Genomic DNA, 15,855 nt, shown 5'->3' on the forward strand with positions numbered 1-15,855 from the left:
GCGCATCCGTGCGGGCAAGGGCCGTTGCGTCAGATCGCCAGGTATTCGGCGCGAAGGGCTTCGTCTCCGAGCACCTCTGCCGCACTACCGTCAAAGACGATGCCGCCGGTGTCAAGGATCACGGCGCGATCCGACAGCTCCAGCGCGCGCACGGCGTTCTGCTCCACCAGGATGGTGGTGATGCCTTGCGATTTGATGATGCGCAGGGTTTTCTCGATCTCGTCCACGATCACGGGGGCCAGGCCCTCGTAGGGCTCGTCAAGCAGCAAGACCTTGATATCGCGCGCCAAAGCGCGGGCGACGGCCAGCATCTGCTGCTCGCCCCCCGACAGGGTCACGCCCTCTTGCAGGCGGCGTTCGGCGAGGCGGGGAAACAGATCGTAGAGGCGCTCGATCGACCATCCGATGGGCGGCGCGATCTGTGCCAGTTGCAGATTTTCCTCGACCGTCAGGCCGGGGATGATGCAGCGATCCTCCGGCACAAGGCCGATGCCGGCCTGCGCGGCCTCGTGGCTTTTCATCTTGTGCAGCGGTTTGTGATCCAGCCAGATCTCGCCGTGGTTCAGCTGCGGGTTGTCCATGCGGGCGATGGCGCGCAGCGTTGTCGTCTTGCCTGCGCCGTTGCGCCCCAGAAGCGCGAGGATCTCGCCCTCGTGGACGTTAAAGCTGATGTCCTGCACGATATAGCTTTCGCCGTAATACGCCTGCATCCCCCAGACCGAGAGAAACGCGGGCGCCGTGGCGGCGTGGTTGGCGTCTTTGGAAAAATCGGGTTGTGCGGTCATGTTCTGTCCTCTCGGGGCGCGTCTGCGGCGCGCGGATGTCGTCAGGCGGCGGCGGTTTCGCCAAGGTAGGCCTCGCGCACCTTCGGGTGGCCCTTGATCTTGTCCGGCGTATCCTCGACCAGCGGGGTGCCTTGGGCCAGCACGGTGATCCGCTCGGCGAGGCTGAAGACCACATGCATGTCATGCTCGATGATGGCGATGGTGATGTCGCGCTCGTCCTTGATCTGTTTCAGCAGGTCGATGGTGTTGTTGGTGTCGGCGCGCGCCATGCCGGCCGTCGGCTCGTCCAGCAGCAAAAGGCGCGGCTCCTGCGCAAGGCACATGCCGATTTCCAGCCGCCGCTTGTTGCCGCGCGACATGGAGGCCGAATGATCGTGCCGCGCATCGGCGAGGTTGAGGCTCTCCAGCATGTCCTCGGCCTGCTGGACCACGGCGCGTTCGTTGCGCACGCTCTCGATCGCGTGCATGCGGAAGGCGCCGTCGCGCTTGGCAAAGATCGGGATCATCATGTTCTCCAGCACGGTCAGGTCGCCGAAGATCTCGGGCGTCTGGAAGACGCGCGAGATGCCCATCTGGTTGATCTCGTAGGGTTTGCGCCCCAGCACCGACTGGCCGTCGAACATGACCGACCCGGTATCGGGAAGCAGCTTGCCCACCAGCACGTTCAGCAGCGTGGACTTGCCCGCGCCGTTGGGGCCGATGATGGCATGGACGGTGTTTTCCGCCACGCTGAGATTGACATCGCTCAGCGCCTGTAACCCGCCGAAACGCTTGTTCACGTTCTTGACTTCGAGAATACCCATGCTTGCGTTTCCTTATTCGGCCGGATTGGTTTGCGTTGCGGACTTCTTGGCCCTCTTGCCCTGGGCGAGGCGGCGCAGGCGCTGTCCGCCCTCGACCAGACCGCCGGGCAGGAAGATGACCACCAGCATGAAGACGATGCCAAGCGTCAGGTGCCAGCCCTTGCCGACGAAGGGATAGACCAGCGTTATGACGAAATCCTCCAGCCCGTCGGGCATCCAGTAGAACCATTCATGCAGGATGCCGCTGTTGATCTTGGAGATGATGTTTTCCATGTACTTGATCAGCCCCGCACCCAGCACCGGGCCGATCAGCGTGCCCGCGCCGCCAAGGATGGTCATCAGCACGACCTCTCCGCTCGCGGTCCAGAACATCCGCTCGGGGCCCACCTGGGTATCCATCGCCACCATCAGGCCGCCAGCAAGGCCCGCATACATGCCCGAGATGACGAAGGCGGCCAGCGCATAGGGGCGCGCGTTGAGGCCGGTATAGGTCATGCGGGTGTTGTTGGACTTGATCGCGCGCAGCATCATGCCGAAGGGCGAGCGGAAGATGCGGATCGAGAGGTAGAAGGCCAGCACCAGGACTAACGCGGCGATGTAGTAGCCCGTGTTGAAGGTGAACTGCCACGCGCCGAAATGCATCTCGATGCTGGAGGTCATGTCGAGCCCGAAGAGGTTGGCATGCGCCCGCTCGCCCGGTGCCAGCGCGCCGTCCAGCACGCGCGGATCGTTCAGCTTCAGTTGCAGGCCCGTCTCGCCGCCGGTGATCGGGGTCAGCACCGAATAGGCCAGCGCATAGGACATCTGCGCAAAGGCCAGCGTCAGGATGGCGAAATAAATGCCCGACCGGCGCAGCGAGATGAAACCGACGATCAGCGCGAACAGCCCCGCGACGACGATTGACGCGGCGATGCCGGGGATGATGTTGGCCGTCAGCAGCTTCATCATCCAGATGCCGGCATAGCTGCCCACGCCAAGGAATGCGGCGTGTCCGAAGCTGAGATAGCCCGTCAGACCGAAGAGGATGTTGAACCCGATGGCGAAGATCCCGAAGATGGCGAAACGCTGCATCAGGTCCGGATAGCCGGCGTTGAACTGGGCAAAGCCGGAGTTGGTCGGAAACGGGTTCAGGATGAAGGGGGCCAGCAGCGCCACCACGGTGACGATGGCCAAGAGGATGGCGTCCTTGCGTGTCAATCCCAGCATTGATTATTCCTCCATCACGCCTTTGCGGCCCATCAGGCCGCGCGGGCGGGTCAGCAAAATGATGATCGCAACCAGGTAGATGACGATCTGGTTGATGCCCGGCAGCGTCTCCAGCACGGCGGCCATGGAGGCAAAGCTCTCAAGGATGCCCAGGAGGAACCCCGCCAGCACCGCGCCCACAAGGCTGCCCATGCCGCCGACGACGACCACGACGAAACTGAGCACCAGAAAATCCATGCCCATGTGATAGTTGGGGCTGTTGATCGGCGTGTACATGACGCCGGCGAGGCCCGCGACGGCGGCGGCGATGCCGAACATGATGGTGAATTTGCGGTCGATGTTGATCCCGAGCAATCCAACCGTCTCGCGGTCGGCCATGCCGGCGCGCACGACCATCCCGAAGGTGGTGTAGCGCAAAAAGGCAAAGACGCCGCCGATGATGACCAGCGAGAAGGCGAAATAGACGAGGCGCCAGTAGGGGTAGATGATCGAATTGGCCCCGAGGCCCAGGAAGGCGCCGAAATCGAACGAGCCGCGGAACGCGCTGGGGGCGGGCGTCGGGATCGGGTTGGCGCCATAGTAGAACTTGATGATTTCCTGCAGCACGATGGCCAGGCCGAAGGTCACGAGGATCTGGTCCGCATGGGGGCGCTTGTAGAAATGCTTGATCAGGCCGCGCTCCATGATGACGCCGATGGCGATCATCACCGGGATGGCGAACAGGATCGAGATGGGCACCGCCCAGTCGATCATGAAATCGCCCGCCGACTGCCCCACGAGGTTGTGGATGTAGGGCACCTCGATTTCCATCGGGTTGCCCAGGAAATCGGTCCGCGTCTCATCCACCGTCGTATAGCTCAGCGTCAGAATGCGGCTGACCGTGACCGCGCAGAACGCGCCGATCATGAACAGCGCGCCATGGGCGAAATTGACCACCCCCAGCGTGCCGAAGATCAATGTCAGGCCCAGCGCGATCAGCGCATAGGCCGATCCCTTGTCCAGTCCATTGAGGATTTGCAGGATTATCGCATCCATCGTCTGCCTCGCATGTCAGATATCTGTCCGGCGCCGATGGCCGGTGTTGCCCGGAACGGGCCTTGGCGTGCATGAAGGGGGCCGCCGCCGCGCGTTAGGCGGCGGCCCAATGCCGGTTCAGGCGCCGGCGTTGCACTCGCCCAGCTTGGCATCCGCGCCGCCGAATTCGGGGGCGTCGGGGGCGTAGGTCACTTGATCGACGGGGGTCGCCTCGACGATTTCGACCAGGTCGAATTCGTTTTCGGGGTTCTCCTTGCCGCGCACCACGACCACGTCCTTGAAGCACTGGTGGTCTTCGGCGCGGTACAGCGTCGGTCCATTGCCCAGCCCGTCGAATTCGAAGCCTTCCAGCGCCTCGACCACGGCGCAGGGATTGAAGCTGCCCGCGCGCTCGACCGCGTCGGCATACAGCAGCGTCTGCACATAGCAGGTATGCGCCGCCTGGCTGGGCGGGAAGCCGTACTTTTCGCCGAAGGATTTGACGAAGGCGTCGGTGCCGATATAGCGGTCACCCAGCTGCTTCTGCAGCTTCCAGTCCCAGTTCTGCGAGCCGAAGATGCCCTTGACGGCCGCGCCGGCGCCGCGCGCCATCAACTCGGAATAAAGCGGCACGACGATCTCGAACTTCTTGTCGTTGACCATCTTGTCGCGCAGGCCGAACTGCACCGCGTTGGTCAGCGAGTTGACCATGTTGTTGCCGTAGTGGTTCAGCACCAGAACGTCCGCATCCGATTGCAGAACGGGCGTGATATAGGCGCTGAAATCGGTCTGCGTCAGCGGGGTCTTGACCGCGTTCACGGTCTCCCAGCCCAGCGCCTCGGTCGAGTTGCGGATCGCTTCCTCGGTCGTGTAGCCCCAGTTGTAATCGGCGGTCAGGTGATAGGCCTTGCGGTCGGTGCCGTATTCCTTGGTCAGAACGGGCGCCAGCGCGGCGCCGGACATCCAGCTGTTGAAGAAGTGGCGGAAGCCATTCGCCTTGCGGTCCTTGCCGGTGGTGTCGTTGGCATGGGTCAGGCCGGCCATGAAGATCACGCCTGCCTCCTGGCAGAGCGCCTGCACCGCCACCGCCACGCCCGAGGACGAGCCGCCTGTGATGATGACGGCGCCGTCCTTTTCGATCATCGATTTGGCCGTGGCGCGGGCGGCGTCGGATTTGGTCTGGGTGTCGCCGGTGACGTATTCCACCTTCTTGCCCATGATGCCGTTGCCCTGCAGCGCCTTCGAGCTGAAGGTCTGCATCATGCCGCCATCGCCTTCGCCGTTCAGATGCTCGACCGCCAGCTCGTAGGCGCGCAGCTCGTCCGCGCCCTCGTCGGCGTAGGGGCCCGATTGCGGCACGTTGAAGCCCAGCGTGACGGTGCTTTGGTCCGCCGGATCGTTTGTGAAGGCCGCCACGCTGCTGGCTGTAAAGATCGTCGGAACCGCAAGGCCGGCACCGGCAACGGCGCTGGTTTTCAGCATGCCGCGACGTGTGAAGTTCGATGTGGACATGAAATCCTCCCTGTTGAGTAATCACAGGCGCCACGCCTCCTCCGCGGGGCGCCCTGATCGCACAGATGTGCGAAAATACTATGACACGGTGAAAGAAAACTTCTCAACAACTGCTGCGGGGGTAACAATTATTTTGTAAAAAACTGCACACCGGCATCCGAAAGTATTGTAAAGTTTTGTCAACCGGCGGAAAGACGCCGTTGATTTTGCAAGGGAAACCACATGAGCAGCGAGCCCCCCGGCGCCGCGATGACCGGCACCCGCATCCGCGAGCGGCGGCTGGCGCGCGGGATTGCGCAGGGCGCGTTGGCGGCCAGTGTCGGCATTTCGGCGTCCTATCTGAACCTGATCGAGCATAACCGGCGCAGAATCGGCGGCCGGATCCTTCTGCGGCTGGCGGACGCGTTGCAGGTCGATGCGCAGACATTGTCCCATGGCGCCGAGGCCGCGCTGCTGGCGACGCTGCGCGAGGCGGCAGCCGAGCCGCGCGAGAAGCCGGGCGAGCCGCCGCCGGATCTGGACCGCGCCGAGGAGTTCGCCGGCCGCTTTCCCGGCTGGGCGCATCTGCTGGCCGATACGCTGCGCCGCGCGCAGGCCGCGGGGCGGCAGGTGGACGCGCTGGCCGACCGGCTGGCGCATGACCCGCAGCTGGCCGCGTCCCTGCACGAGGTGCTGTCGGTCGTCACCGCCATCCGCTCGACCGCGTCGATCCTTGTCGAGACGCCCGCGCTGGAGCCGGAATGGCGCGCGCGCTTTCACCGCAATCTGGGCGAGGACAGCCAGCGCCTGGCCGAGGGGGCCGAGCGTCTGGTGCAATATCTGGGCGAGGGGCCGGGCACCGGCGTCAGCACCGGGCGGGATATCCTGTCGCCGCAGGATGAGACCGATCATTTCCTCAGCGCCTCCGGGCACCGTTTCGACGCGCTGGAGCGCGGCGGCGATCCGGATGCGGTGCTGGCCCAGAGCGATCTGCGCCCCGGCACCAGCGCCCATGCGCAGGCCCGCGCCGCGCTGGAGATCTATCGCAGCGACGCGTCCGCGCTGCCGCAGGCGGCGCTGCTGGCGGCGGTGGCGCGGCATGGCACAGCGCCACTGGCGCTGGCGCAGGATCTGGACGCGCCGCTGCCGCGCGTCATGCGCAGGCTGGCCGCCATGCCCGAAGACGCGGTCGGCCCCGTCGGCCTGATCAGCGCCGATGCGTCGGGCGCGATCCTCAGCCTCAAGCCGCTGGAGGGGTTCGCGGCCACGCGGCTGGCGGGCGCCTGCCCCCTGTGGCCGCTCTTTCGCGCGGCGGCGCTGCCGCAGGTGCCGCTGCGCCGACGCATCTTGCAGCCGGACAGGGGCGCGCGCCCGGTGCTGGCGATTGCCGCCTGCGAGGTGGCGGGCCCGGCCGAATTCAACATGCCGCCCCTCCTGCGCAGCTTCATGCTGCTTTTGCCTGACGCGCCGGATGCCGATGGCGATGAGGCACTGCCCGTCGGCACCGTGTGCCGTATCTGCCCGCGCGAGGTCTGCGCCGCGCGGCGCGAGCCGTCGGTCCTGCGCGCCGCCGAGGAGGCCCATGATGCATCCGGCTTTTGACATCCTTTCCCGCGCCCCCAATAGTGATCGCCGGGGCGAGAAAACTTCTGAAGGGGGGCACGCCGGATGACCAGCCAGGTTCTGCTGATCGAGGACGAGCCGAACATCATCGAGGCGATAAGCTTCATCCTGTCGCGCGATGGCTGGCAGGTGCGCAGCCATTCGGGCGGCCAGGACGCGATGGACGTGGTCCGCGCCCGCAAGCCCGACCTGATCATTCTGGACGTGATGCTGCCGGGACGGTCGGGGTTCGATCTGCTGGCCGATATCCGCGCCGATCCGCAGATTGCGGCCACGCCGGTGCTGATGCTGACCGCCCGCGGCCAGCGCAAGGACCGCGAAATGGCCGAGCGCGCGGGCGCCAGCCTGTTCATGACGAAACCCTTCTCGAACGCCGAAATGCTGGAGGCGGTGCGCAGCCTCGCGCCCCGCACATGAGCGAGCCGCCGGCCACCGGGCGGCCCGTCTTCGTCGCGCGCGGCACGTATCGGCGCCGCAGGATGGTGGATGCCGCCGCCATGCTGCCGATCCTCGGCGCGCTGCTGTTCATGCTGCCGCTGCTGTGGGTGGGTGCGGGGGGCGGCGCGGCGCGGACATCCATCGTGATGATCTACGTCTTTGCGGTCTGGACGCTGCTGGTGGTGCTGTCGGTCGTGATCACCCGCATCCTGGGCAGCGCGACCGATACGCGGCGCGAGGAGGACGAGGCGGCGGAGGGCGCGCCCGATTCCGCCGCAGGCAGCGGCCCGGACCACGCGGGCTGATGGCGACGCTCAACATCCTTGTCGCCGTCTGCGTGGCCTACGTGGTGCTGCTTTTTTCGGTCGCGTTCGCGGCCGACCGCGCGGCGCGGCGCGGGCGCGGCGCATGGCTGCGCTCACCGCTGGTCTATACGCTGTCGCTGTCGATCTATTGCACGGCCTGGACGTTTTACGGCGCGGTCGGCTTTGCCGCGCGCTCCGGCATGGAATACGTCACGATCTACCTCGGGCCGACCCTTGTGATGATCGGCTGGTGGTGGACCCTGCGCAAGATGGTGCGCGTCGGGCGCAGCCAGCGCATCACCTCGATCGCCGACATGATCTCGTCCCGCTATGGCAAATCGAACCTTCTGGCCGTCTGCGTCACCATCCTCGCCGTCATCGGCACGACGCCCTATATCGCGCTGCAGCTGCAATCGGTCACGCTGTCTTTCGCCGCGTTTTCCCCGGCCGCAGGCGCGGGCCGCTCGGTGCAGTCCATCGCGATCTACGTGGCGCTGGGCCTGACGCTCTTCACCATCCTTTTCGGCACGAGAAACCTTGACGCGAACGAGCGGCATCACGGCGTGGTCATCGCCATCGCGCTGGAGGCGGTGGTCAAGCTGCTGGCGCTGCTGGCCGTCGGCATCTTCGTGGTGTGGGGGCTGGAAGGCGGCCTTGGCGCCACGCTGGCGCGCATCGACGCATCGCCCATCGCCGCGTTCGAGGTGTCCGGCAGCCGCTGGACGGCGCTGACGCTGCTCTCGGCGGCGGCATTCCTGTGCCTGCCGCGCATGTTTCAGGTCATGGTCGTCGAGAACGAGGATGAAAGCCATCTGCGCACCGCCGCCTGGGCGTTTCCGCTTTACCTGATGCTGATCAGCCTTTTTGTCGTGCCGATCGCGGCGGTGGGGCTCGACCTGATGCCGGAGGGGTCGAACCCCGATCTTTACGTGCTGAACCTGCCGCTTCTGGCGGGGCAGGACGGGCTGGCGATCCTGTCGTTTCTGGGCGGGTTTTCCTCGGCGACGTCGATGGTGATCGTCGCGGCCATCGCGCTCTCGACGATGGTGTCAAACCATATTGTCATGCCGATCTGGCTGCGCGCGACGGGAGGCGCGGCGATGATGTCGGGGGACGTGCGGCACGTCGCGCTGCTGGCGCGGCGGCTGTCCATCGGCGCGGTGGTGTTTCTGGGCTACCTTTATTTCCGAATGTCCGGGGGCGGCACCGCGCTGGCCGCGATCGGCCTGATCGCGTTCGCCGGTCTGGCGCAGCTGCTTCCGGCGCTGATGGGCGGGCTCGTCTGGCGCGGGGCCACGCGGACCGGCGCGCTGGCGGGGCTGGGCGTGGGGTTTGCGCTGTGGCTCTACTGCCTGCTTCTGCCCAGCTTCGGGCCGGGCGTTATCGTGCCGCAGAGCGTCATGGACCACGGCCTGTTCGGCCTGTCGTGGCTGCGCCCGCAGGCAATGTTCTGGACCGGCGGGATGGACCCGCTGGTGCATGCGGTGATGTGGTCCGTCGGTCTGAACACGGCAGCATTCTGCACCGTGTCGATGCTGAGTTTTCCGCGCCCTGTCGAGCGGCTGCAGGGCGCGCAGTTCGTCAACGTCTTCGAGCATTCCCAGCGCCCCGGAAGCTGGACGGGCGGGCTGGGCCAGTCCGAGGATCTGCTGATCATGTCGCAGCGCATCATGGGCGCCGCCGAGGCGCAGGAGATGTTCGCCCGCGCCGCCAGACGCCAGGGGCTGAGCGGCTATCTGCCCGAGCCGTCGCCGGAGTTCCTGGAGTTCCTCGAACGCCGACTGTCGGGCTCGGTCGGCGCCGCCACGGCGCATGCGATGGTCAGCCAGATCGTCGGGCGCGCCACCGTCTCGGTCGAGGACCTGCTGGCCGTCGCGGACGAAACTGCGCAGATCATGGAGTATTCCAGCCAGCTCGAGGCGAAATCGGCCGAGCAGGCCCGCACGGCGCGGCAGCTGCGCGAGGTGAACGAAAAGCTGACGCAGCTTTCGGTCCAGAAGGACGGGTTTCTCAGCCAGGTCAGTCATGAGCTGCGCACCCCCATGACGTCGATCCGCGCGTTTTCTGAAATCCTGCTGGGCGGCGGGCTGAACGCGCAGGAGTTGCGCAAATACGCCACCATCATTCACGCCGAATCGCTGCGCCTGACGCGGCTGCTGGATGATCTGCTGGATCTGTCGGTGCTGGAATCGGGGCAGGTGGTGCTGAACGTGCAAACCGCCACGCTGGACGAGGTGCTGGACCGGGCCATCGCGGGCGCGATCGGGGCGGCGCCCGGCGGGCTGGAGATCCGCCGCGATCCGGGATTCGAGGCAATGATGCTGCGCACGGATATCGACCGGCTGGCGCAGGTATTCATCAATCTTATCGCGAATGTGCGCAAATATTGCGATGCGGGCGCGCCGGTTCTGGACATCCACGCCGAACCCGACGGCACGCGGCTGATCATCGACTTTGTCGACAACGGCACCGGTATCCCGATCGAGGACGAGGCCCTGATATTCGAGAAATTCTCGCGGCTGGGCGATGCGCGTGCCCCCGGCGCGGGGCTGGGGCTGGCCATCTGCCGCGAGATCATGCACCGGCTGGGCGGCGCGATCACCTATGTGCCGGGGCAGGGCGGCGCCGCGTTTCGCGTGACGGTGCCGCAAATGCCGGGCTGACGAAACCCTTTGGTAACCATTGGGCGGTTAGGGTCGGTTCGGTGAGGCTCTGGCAAGGATTGGTACGGCGGCGCATGGAGATGGACGGCGGCAACACGGTAATACATCGCATGGCCCGCGCCTCGCGCGAGGAATTCCAGGCGCGCGCCATGTCCCCGGCCAAGGCGCTGCGCCTTGCGCTGGCGCAGGCGTCGGATGCGCAGTTCGATCTGGCCATGGTCGTGACGACGGTCGAGCAGGTGGAGGTCTCGCAAACCGCGCTGCGCGCCGAATTCGGCGGCGGGGGTCTTCTGGTGCTTCTTGATGGCCCCAAGGGCGCGCGCGGTGCGGTGCGGATGGATCACGCGCTGCTGACAGCGCTGATCGAGGTGCAGACGACGGGCCGCATATCGGGGCGCCCGCCCGGCGACCGCGCGGTGACGCGCACCGACGCGGCCATCGCCGCGCCGTTGATCGACGCGGCGCTTGATCGCGCGGAAACCCAGATGAGCGAGGAGGCGGCGGATCACTGGATCTGCGGCTATCGCTTTGGCGTGATGATGGAGGATGCACGCGGCATGGCGCTGGCGCTGTCTGCGGCGGCCTTTCACGTCTTTCGCATGACCGTCGAGCTGGGCGATGACGGGGTGCCGGGCAGCATTTCCTTCCTGCTGCCGGTGCCGCAAGTGCCGGTGGCGCGCGCCGCGCTGCAGGACGGCGGCGCGCCCCGGCGCACGCTGGAGGACAGCGCGATGGATGCCCCCGTCAGCCTGGAGGCGGTGCTGGGCAGGGTTACGGTACCCCTGACGCAGCTATGCGGCCTTGCGCCCGGCGATCTGGTGCCGTTTCAGGCGGACCGCCCGCTTCAGATCCGGCTGGAGGTCAGCCAGAAACACGTGGTCGCATTGGGCCGGCTCGGGCAGTTGAACGGCGGGCGCGCGGTGCGTCTGATCCCGGCGGGCGAGGGCCAGTCAGCGCCGCCGCGCGCTGGCCCCGGCGTCGGCGATCAGATCGCCCGCGCTGTTTCGGCGGAGGAAGCTGCCCCCGCGCCGGTGCCGGATGCAGCGGGGGCCGGTGCGCGGCCCGCCGCGGGCCCGGAGATGCCGGACAAGACCATGAAATCCGAGGAGTATGCAGAGCATGATGCCAAATAAGCCCGCGCGCGGCGCCGCCAATGTCTGGGCGGAGGTGCAGATAAACCTGCTCGCTTCAGGCCTGCCCCTGCTGCTCTGCGCCGCAACCCTGCTGGCGCTCAGCGCAGCATGATGCCAAGCACCACCATCATCAGGCCAAGGACGGAGAGCAGCAGCGCGCCGGTATTGACCGGCAACACCTTGCGCAGGACGTCGCGCATCTGGGCATCCTGCAGATTTGCGCGCCGGGCCGTCCAGACCCGTATCACGCACCAGATCAGCCCGGCCAGGCCCAGCAGCGACACCGCCGCGCCGCTCCAGATAAGAATGTCCATCGTGCCGCTCTCCCGCTGTGGTTGGCCCGCGTGGGCGTAATCCATTGCGCCGTGAAGCTCAAGCAAGCGGTACTTGCGGCGTCGCGGGACGCGCGCTAATCACGGGGCTTCATGAAGAGGCGGAGAAAAACATGGACGACCAGACATCAGGCACCCCCGACACCTACCGCGTGACCGCCGACGAACTGCGCCAGTTCATCGAGCGTATCGAGCGGCTGGATGCGGAGAAAAAAGACCTGGCCGAGCAGCAAAAGGAAGTCATGGCCGAGGCCAAGGCACGCGGCTATGACACCAAGGTGATGCGCAAGGTCATCGCGTTGCGCAAACGCGACAAGGACGACATTGCCGAGGAAGAAGCCGTCCTGGAAATGTACAAGGAAGCGCTGGGTATGTAAGACACGCCGTGCCGGATGGCGCCTGTGCGTCCGGCACGTGTTGGGTTGTTGAGACCATTCAGCAAGGATATCTGAATGAACAGAATGTGTTGCGAGGCCGAAGGTGCGGCCGCAAGACAGGGTGGGCGGTTGCTGCGTTTCCTGACGCTGTGCTGCCTTCCTGCATTGCTCTTTTATGTCGGCGCGCTGACGATACTGACCCTTTCGGGATTTACCGTCACCGAGGTGCTGCGCGATCTGACACAGCAGACCGGGCAATCGAGTTTCCTCGGGTTCCTGTCCAGCATCGGCACCTGGCTTTGGGTCGCCGGGGCGGCGATGTGCTTTTTCGGTGCAGCGCTGCGCCGCCGGGCCGAACATGCCGCGCATCGCCGGCTTCTGCATCTGCTGGGCGGGTTTTCCTTTGTGCTGGCGCTCGATGACTTTTTCCTGATCCATGACCGGTTTATCGCCGAAGGCATCCTGTTGCCGCTTTACGCCCTGTTCATCCTGATCGTCGCCAAGCGGTACTGGTCCGTCATCTCAAAAATCGAGCCAATCGTCTTCTTCATCGTTGGCGGGCTTCTGGCCGGATCGATTTTCGTGGATGCGGTTCAGGAAATCCTGCCGATCTCCTACGCGGCATCGCAGATCGTCGAGGAGGGGTTCAAATTTGTCGGCGCCGCTGCGTGGATGTATTTCTGTGCGCGCCTCTCGGCCCATGATCTGGACGTCGTGCAAAAGAGCTGAAGACCACTAATCAAGACCAGTTGCAGCACCGCCGACAAGCAAAAAGCCGCGCAGAGCGATCTGCGCGGCCTTCTTTTGACTTATATCCTATAACGATCAGGCGTCGTCGTCTTCGTCGGAGGAGACGGGCTGCCCGGCCGCTTCGGCCAGATCATCGTCATCGGACGCAGCAGAGCCGATATCGTCGAACAGTTCGGCGATCTCGAAGTCGGCGGCGGCCTCTTCTTCGGCGGCCAGCTCCTGGATCGACTTGCCCGATGCCTGCAGCTCGGCCTCTTCGGGCGAGCGGGCGACGTTCAGCATCACCTTGGCGTCAACCTCGGGGTGCAGCGAGACGGTGATCTCGTGCAGGCCCAGCTCCTTGATCGGCTGGCCGAGTGCAACCTGCTTGCGGTCGATCTCGAAGCCGTTCTCGGTTGCCACGTCCGACGCATCGCGCGTCGTGACCGAGCCGTAAAGGGCGCCCGAATCGGCAGCCTGACGAATCAGGATGAACTGCTGACCGTTCAGCTTTTCGGCCATCTTCTCGGCGTCCTTGCGGGTCTCCAGGTTTTTCGCCTCGAGATGCGCCTTGCGCGCCTCGAAATCGGCGATGTTCTTTTCCGATGCCGACAGCGCCTTGTGCTGGGGCAGCAGATAGTTGCGTGCGAAACCGGCCTTGACGTCGACGACGTCGCCCATCTGGCCCAGCTTGGCCACGCGCTCAAGAAGGATAACTTGCATGATCTTGCTCCTTACTTAACGGCATAGGGCAGCAGGGCGAGAAAGCGGGCGCGCTTGATCGCGCGGGCCAGCTCACGCTGCTTTTTCGCCGAGACGGCAGTGATGCGGGACGGGACGATCTTGCCGCGCTCGGAGATGTAGCGCTGCAGCAGGCGTGTGTCCTTGTAGTCGATCGTGGGTGCATTGTCGCCCGAGAAGGGGCAGACCTTGCGGCGACGGAAAAACGGTTTTGTAGCCATGGTTTATGTCCTTTTCTTCAGGCGGTGATCAACGGCGCTCGCGGCGCTCGGCACGCTCGTCACGCTTTTGCATCTGAACCGAAGGCAGCTCTTTATGCTCATCGACCTTGATGGTCAGCGTGCGCATGACGTCGTCATGCAGGCGCATCAGACGCTCCATTTCCTGAACGGCCTCGGAGGGCGCGTCCGAACGCAGGAAGGCGTAATGGCCCTTGCGGTTCTTGTTGATCTTGTAGGCCATCGTCTTGACGCCCCAATACTCGTGATCCACGAGTTTGCCGCCGTTATCGGCCAGCACGGTGCCAAAATGTTCGATGAGGCCCTCGGCCTGGGCGCTGGACAGGTCCTGGCGCGCGATCAAGACATGCTCGTAAAGGGGCATGTAGGTATCCACTTCTATCAAGGCGCATTTCATAGGCGGGGCGTGTTGTCCTGCGGCCCCACCACGAGAGACTGCGCGGTTATCCATATCTGCAGAACAGGCGGGATCCATACTCTCATCAAGACCCCGGCGCAAGGGCCGCGTCCGGCGTGCGGCGCGCCCCGGTTTTATCGCGCCCGCGCCGCATTCATGCCGAAATTGCGAAGCATCCGTTAACCAGTCCAGATCCCGACGGAGCAAAGAGATGACAGCGCTACCTGACACGTTCATGCCCGAAGGCCCGCTGCGCAAACAGCGTGATGTGCCTGCCCATTATATCGAGGCGTTGCCCGAAAACGTCCTGCGGCGCGGCGTCTTGCGGTTTGCGGCCGTCGCCTCCATGACCGCGGCGGCGGGGCTGTGGCTGGTCCCGGTGCTGCCGGGCGATGCGGTGATGCAGCTGTTCAAGCTGGCCGTCTCGGCGGTTCTGGCGCTGGGAGGCGTGGCCATTCTGGCGCGCACGCGCACCGCCCAGGCGCCCGAAGTTCATGTGGATACGCAACAGCGGCGCCTGACCATCATCGAGCGTGACGCGCAGGGGCATGTGCGCTCGCGGCAGTGCCATGCAGTGGACGGATTAACGGAAATCGTGCTGCGTGACAACATGCTGAGCGCCCGCGACACCCAGGGCGCGCCGCTCTTTGCGCTGCCGGTGAGCGATCCCGCGGTCGAGGCCGCGCTGCGCCGCATGCTGGCATGATCCCGCGCATTTCGGGTGTCTCTGCGCCTGTCCACACAGGATGTTGAGTTCTGCACGATTGCCTCCGGCCCCGATTGCGATAGGTTGCGCCCATCAACCGAAACAAACGGAGACGACCCATGAAAGCATTTCTTTTCGCAGCCGCTGCCGCCCTGACGGCAACCGGTGCCGCGGCCGCCCCTGAAAAATATACGCTGGATCCCAGCCACAGCCAGGCGATGTTCACCTACGAGCACTTGGGATATTCCACCACTTACAACGTCTTTTCCGGCTGGGAAGGCGAGATCATGTTCGACGCCGAAGACCCTGCCGCGTCCTCTGTCGACGTCTCGATCCCGGTCATGTCGCTTTATACCGGCTGGGAAGAGCGGTTCGAGCATTTCATGGGCGATGATTTCTTCGGCGCCAAGGATGGCGACATGATCACGTTCAAATCCACCTCGATCGAGGTGACGGGCGATGACGAAGCGATCATCACCGGCGATCTGACGATCAATGGCACGACCAAGTCCGTGCAACTGGAGGCAGAGCTGAACCAGAAGGGCTCGCATCCGATGCAGAACAAGGAATGGCTGGGCTTCGACGCCGAGACCAAGATCAAGCGCTCGGATTTCGGCATGGACAAGTTCGTGCCCAACATCGGTGACGAGCTGGACGTCGAGATTTCGATCGAGGCGGGCAAGGCCGAGTGACCTCAAGGCAAATTGCCGATCTTCGGCCCGCATCCAGCGAAAGATGCGGGCCTTTTCATGTCCGCTCTCTATAGCGTTATAGCGTTTCGCGAAAAAACCTGAATCACTGACTTTCGCGAAACGCACGCGACAGACCAGCACTCTGCGCGTTTCGCCCTTGTTTGATGTCTCAGGTTAAAGG

Annotated in this window: 19 protein-coding genes and 1 pseudogene; 10 read left to right on the top strand and 10 right to left on the bottom strand. The window is 64.8% G+C overall.

Features of this window, described 5'->3' with window-relative positions; all coding sequences use genetic code 11:
* Positions 1 to 29: 29 nt before the first annotated feature.
* From DC366_RS09600 to DC366_RS09620, 6 genes and pseudogenes are all read right to left on the bottom strand, one after another.
* Positions 30 to 785, bottom strand: a complete 756-nt coding sequence (locus DC366_RS09600) for an ABC transporter ATP-binding protein (RefSeq protein ID WP_108691973.1) — start codon at positions 783 to 785, stop codon at positions 30 to 32.
* Between the two features lie 41 nt (positions 786 to 826).
* Positions 827 to 1,054, bottom strand: a complete 228-nt coding sequence (locus DC366_RS20615; protein WP_439331656.1) for an ABC transporter ATP-binding protein C-terminal domain-containing protein — start codon at positions 1,052 to 1,054, stop codon at positions 827 to 829.
* Between the two features lie 15 nt (positions 1,055 to 1,069).
* Positions 1,070 to 1,588, bottom strand: a pseudogene (locus DC366_RS09605) (ABC transporter ATP-binding protein); the annotation flags it as partial.
* A 12-nt stretch (positions 1,589 to 1,600) separates the two neighbouring features.
* Entirely contained in the window at positions 1,601 to 2,794 is a 1,194-nt protein-coding gene (locus DC366_RS09610; RefSeq protein ID WP_108691975.1) for a branched-chain amino acid ABC transporter permease, read from the bottom strand.
* A 3-nt stretch (positions 2,795 to 2,797) separates the two neighbouring features.
* Positions 2,798 to 3,829, bottom strand: a complete 1,032-nt coding sequence (locus tag DC366_RS09615; RefSeq protein WP_108691976.1) for a branched-chain amino acid ABC transporter permease — start codon at positions 3,827 to 3,829, stop codon at positions 2,798 to 2,800.
* Positions 3,830 to 3,946: 117 nt separating this feature from the next.
* Positions 3,947 to 5,320, bottom strand: coding sequence for a substrate-binding protein (locus DC366_RS09620; RefSeq protein ID WP_108691977.1), 1,374 nt, complete (start codon positions 5,318 to 5,320; stop codon positions 3,947 to 3,949).
* Between the two features lie 222 nt (positions 5,321 to 5,542).
* On the opposite strand from DC366_RS09620, the gene DC366_RS09625 reads away from it, so the two are divergent.
* The 6 genes from DC366_RS09625 (at position 5,543) to DC366_RS20460 (ending at position 11,573) form a co-directional block, all read left to right on the top strand.
* The gene (locus DC366_RS09625; RefSeq protein ID WP_207768686.1) at positions 5,543 to 6,901 is read left to right on the top strand and encodes a helix-turn-helix transcriptional regulator; all 1,359 of its coding nucleotides are present in this window, start codon (positions 5,543 to 5,545) and stop codon (positions 6,899 to 6,901) included.
* A gap of 66 nt (positions 6,902 to 6,967) precedes the next feature.
* The gene (locus DC366_RS09630) at positions 6,968 to 7,339 is read left to right on the top strand and encodes a response regulator transcription factor (protein WP_108691978.1); all 372 of its coding nucleotides are present in this window, start codon (positions 6,968 to 6,970) and stop codon (positions 7,337 to 7,339) included.
* Positions 7,336 to 7,665, top strand: coding sequence for a hypothetical protein (locus DC366_RS09635; protein ID WP_207768687.1), 330 nt, complete (start codon positions 7,336 to 7,338; stop codon positions 7,663 to 7,665). Before DC366_RS09630 ends, DC366_RS09635 begins: the two co-directional genes overlap by 4 nt.
* Complete coding sequence (locus DC366_RS09640; protein ID WP_108691979.1) at positions 7,665 to 10,328, top strand: ATP-binding protein; 2,664 nt, start codon at positions 7,665 to 7,667, stop codon at positions 10,326 to 10,328. The genes DC366_RS09635 and DC366_RS09640 overlap by 1 nt, the downstream gene beginning before the upstream one ends.
* 41 nt (positions 10,329 to 10,369) lie before the next feature.
* Positions 10,370 to 11,461 (top strand): FliM/FliN family flagellar motor switch protein, encoded by a 1,092-nt coding sequence (locus tag DC366_RS09645; protein ID WP_133176188.1) that lies wholly within the window; start codon positions 10,370 to 10,372, stop codon positions 11,459 to 11,461.
* Positions 11,448 to 11,573: a hypothetical protein gene (locus tag DC366_RS20460; RefSeq protein ID WP_279305757.1), complete on the top strand. Its 126-nt coding sequence runs from the start codon at positions 11,448 to 11,450 to the stop codon at positions 11,571 to 11,573. Before DC366_RS09645 ends, DC366_RS20460 begins: the two co-directional genes overlap by 14 nt.
* On the opposite strand, the gene DC366_RS09650 is transcribed toward DC366_RS20460, so the two are convergent.
* The gene (locus DC366_RS09650; RefSeq protein ID WP_108692036.1) at positions 11,560 to 11,775 is read right to left on the bottom strand and encodes a hypothetical protein; all 216 of its coding nucleotides are present in this window, start codon (positions 11,773 to 11,775) and stop codon (positions 11,560 to 11,562) included. The two genes, DC366_RS20460 and DC366_RS09650, sit on opposite strands and share 14 nt — an antisense overlap.
* Before the next feature lie 131 nt (positions 11,776 to 11,906).
* Between DC366_RS09650 and DC366_RS09655 the strand changes: the two genes are divergently transcribed.
* Both DC366_RS09655 and DC366_RS09660 read left to right on the top strand, forming a co-directional pair.
* On the top strand, positions 11,907 to 12,170 hold the full coding sequence (locus DC366_RS09655) for a DUF2312 domain-containing protein (RefSeq protein ID WP_108691981.1): 264 nt from the start codon (positions 11,907 to 11,909) through the stop codon (positions 12,168 to 12,170).
* Between the two features lie 75 nt (positions 12,171 to 12,245).
* Complete coding sequence (locus DC366_RS09660; RefSeq protein ID WP_133176189.1) at positions 12,246 to 12,899, top strand: DUF8692 domain-containing protein; 654 nt, start codon at positions 12,246 to 12,248, stop codon at positions 12,897 to 12,899.
* Positions 12,900 to 12,995: 96 nt separating this feature from the next.
* On the opposite strand, the gene rplI is transcribed toward DC366_RS09660, so the two are convergent.
* Genes rplI through rpsF form a run of 3 tightly spaced genes read right to left on the bottom strand, consistent with a single transcriptional unit; the run spans position 12,996 to position 14,243 of the window.
* Complete coding sequence (gene rplI, locus DC366_RS09665) at positions 12,996 to 13,622, bottom strand: 50S ribosomal protein L9 (RefSeq protein WP_108691983.1); 627 nt, start codon at positions 13,620 to 13,622, stop codon at positions 12,996 to 12,998.
* Positions 13,623 to 13,633: 11 nt separating this feature from the next.
* The gene (gene rpsR, locus DC366_RS09670) at positions 13,634 to 13,861 is read right to left on the bottom strand and encodes a 30S ribosomal protein S18 (RefSeq protein WP_108691984.1); all 228 of its coding nucleotides are present in this window, start codon (positions 13,859 to 13,861) and stop codon (positions 13,634 to 13,636) included.
* Between the two features lie 28 nt (positions 13,862 to 13,889).
* The gene (rpsF, locus tag DC366_RS09675; RefSeq protein WP_108691985.1) at positions 13,890 to 14,243 is read right to left on the bottom strand and encodes a 30S ribosomal protein S6; all 354 of its coding nucleotides are present in this window, start codon (positions 14,241 to 14,243) and stop codon (positions 13,890 to 13,892) included.
* Between the two features lie 244 nt (positions 14,244 to 14,487).
* Here rpsF and DC366_RS09680 point away from each other — a divergent pair, with 244 nt between their 5' ends.
* Positions 14,488 to 14,982, top strand: a complete 495-nt coding sequence (locus tag DC366_RS09680; protein ID WP_133176190.1) for a hypothetical protein — start codon at positions 14,488 to 14,490, stop codon at positions 14,980 to 14,982.
* A gap of 119 nt (positions 14,983 to 15,101) precedes the next feature.
* On the top strand, positions 15,102 to 15,674 hold the full coding sequence (locus DC366_RS09685; RefSeq protein ID WP_108691987.1) for a YceI family protein: 573 nt from the start codon (positions 15,102 to 15,104) through the stop codon (positions 15,672 to 15,674).
* The last annotated feature ends 181 nt before the right edge of the window (positions 15,675 to 15,855 follow it).

This window comes from Pelagivirga sediminicola, from assembly GCF_003072125.1.
GTDB classification, from domain to species: Bacteria; Pseudomonadota; Alphaproteobacteria; order Rhodobacterales; family Rhodobacteraceae; genus Roseovarius; species Roseovarius sediminicola.

What these genes read in the sequence shown, in the direction of transcription:
- DC366_RS09600 (WP_108691973.1), bottom strand. Translation starts at nt 785, where the DNA reads ATGACCGCACAACCCGATTTTTCCAAAGACGCCAACCACGCCGCCACG.
- rpsR (WP_108691984.1), bottom strand. Translation starts at nt 13,861, where the DNA reads ATGGCTACAAAACCGTTTTTCCGTCGCCGCAAGGTCTGCCCCTTCTCG.
- DC366_RS09685 (WP_108691987.1), top strand. Translation starts at nt 15,102, where the DNA reads ATGAAAGCATTTCTTTTCGCAGCCGCTGCCGCCCTGACGGCAACCGGT.
- DC366_RS09625 (WP_207768686.1), top strand. Translation starts at nt 5,543, where the DNA reads ATGAGCAGCGAGCCCCCCGGCGCCGCGATGACCGGCACCCGCATCCGC.
- DC366_RS09620 (WP_108691977.1), bottom strand. Translation starts at nt 5,320, where the DNA reads ATGTCCACATCGAACTTCACACGTCGCGGCATGCTGAAAACCAGCGCC.
- DC366_RS09650 (WP_108692036.1), bottom strand. Translation starts at nt 11,775, where the DNA reads ATGGACATTCTTATCTGGAGCGGCGCGGCGGTGTCGCTGCTGGGCCTG.
- rpsF (WP_108691985.1), bottom strand. Translation starts at nt 14,243, where the DNA reads ATGCCCCTTTACGAGCATGTCTTGATCGCGCGCCAGGACCTGTCCAGC.
- DC366_RS09635 (WP_207768687.1), top strand. Translation starts at nt 7,336, where the DNA reads ATGAGCGAGCCGCCGGCCACCGGGCGGCCCGTCTTCGTCGCGCGCGGC.
- DC366_RS09610 (WP_108691975.1), bottom strand. Translation starts at nt 2,794, where the DNA reads ATGCTGGGATTGACACGCAAGGACGCCATCCTCTTGGCCATCGTCACC.
- rplI (WP_108691983.1), bottom strand. Translation starts at nt 13,622, where the DNA reads ATGCAAGTTATCCTTCTTGAGCGCGTGGCCAAGCTGGGCCAGATGGGC.
- DC366_RS09615 (WP_108691976.1), bottom strand. Translation starts at nt 3,829, where the DNA reads ATGGATGCGATAATCCTGCAAATCCTCAATGGACTGGACAAGGGATCG.
- DC366_RS20615 (WP_439331656.1), bottom strand. Translation starts at nt 1,054, where the DNA reads ATGGCGCGCGCCGACACCAACAACACCATCGACCTGCTGAAACAGATC.
- DC366_RS09640 (WP_108691979.1), top strand. Translation starts at nt 7,665, where the DNA reads ATGGCGACGCTCAACATCCTTGTCGCCGTCTGCGTGGCCTACGTGGTG.
- DC366_RS09630 (WP_108691978.1), top strand. Translation starts at nt 6,968, where the DNA reads ATGACCAGCCAGGTTCTGCTGATCGAGGACGAGCCGAACATCATCGAG.
- DC366_RS20460 (WP_279305757.1), top strand. Translation starts at nt 11,448, where the DNA reads ATGATGCCAAATAAGCCCGCGCGCGGCGCCGCCAATGTCTGGGCGGAG.
- DC366_RS09655 (WP_108691981.1), top strand. Translation starts at nt 11,907, where the DNA reads ATGGACGACCAGACATCAGGCACCCCCGACACCTACCGCGTGACCGCC.
- DC366_RS09680 (WP_133176190.1), top strand. Translation starts at nt 14,488, where the DNA reads ATGACAGCGCTACCTGACACGTTCATGCCCGAAGGCCCGCTGCGCAAA.
- DC366_RS09660 (WP_133176189.1), top strand. Translation starts at nt 12,246, where the DNA reads ATGAACAGAATGTGTTGCGAGGCCGAAGGTGCGGCCGCAAGACAGGGT.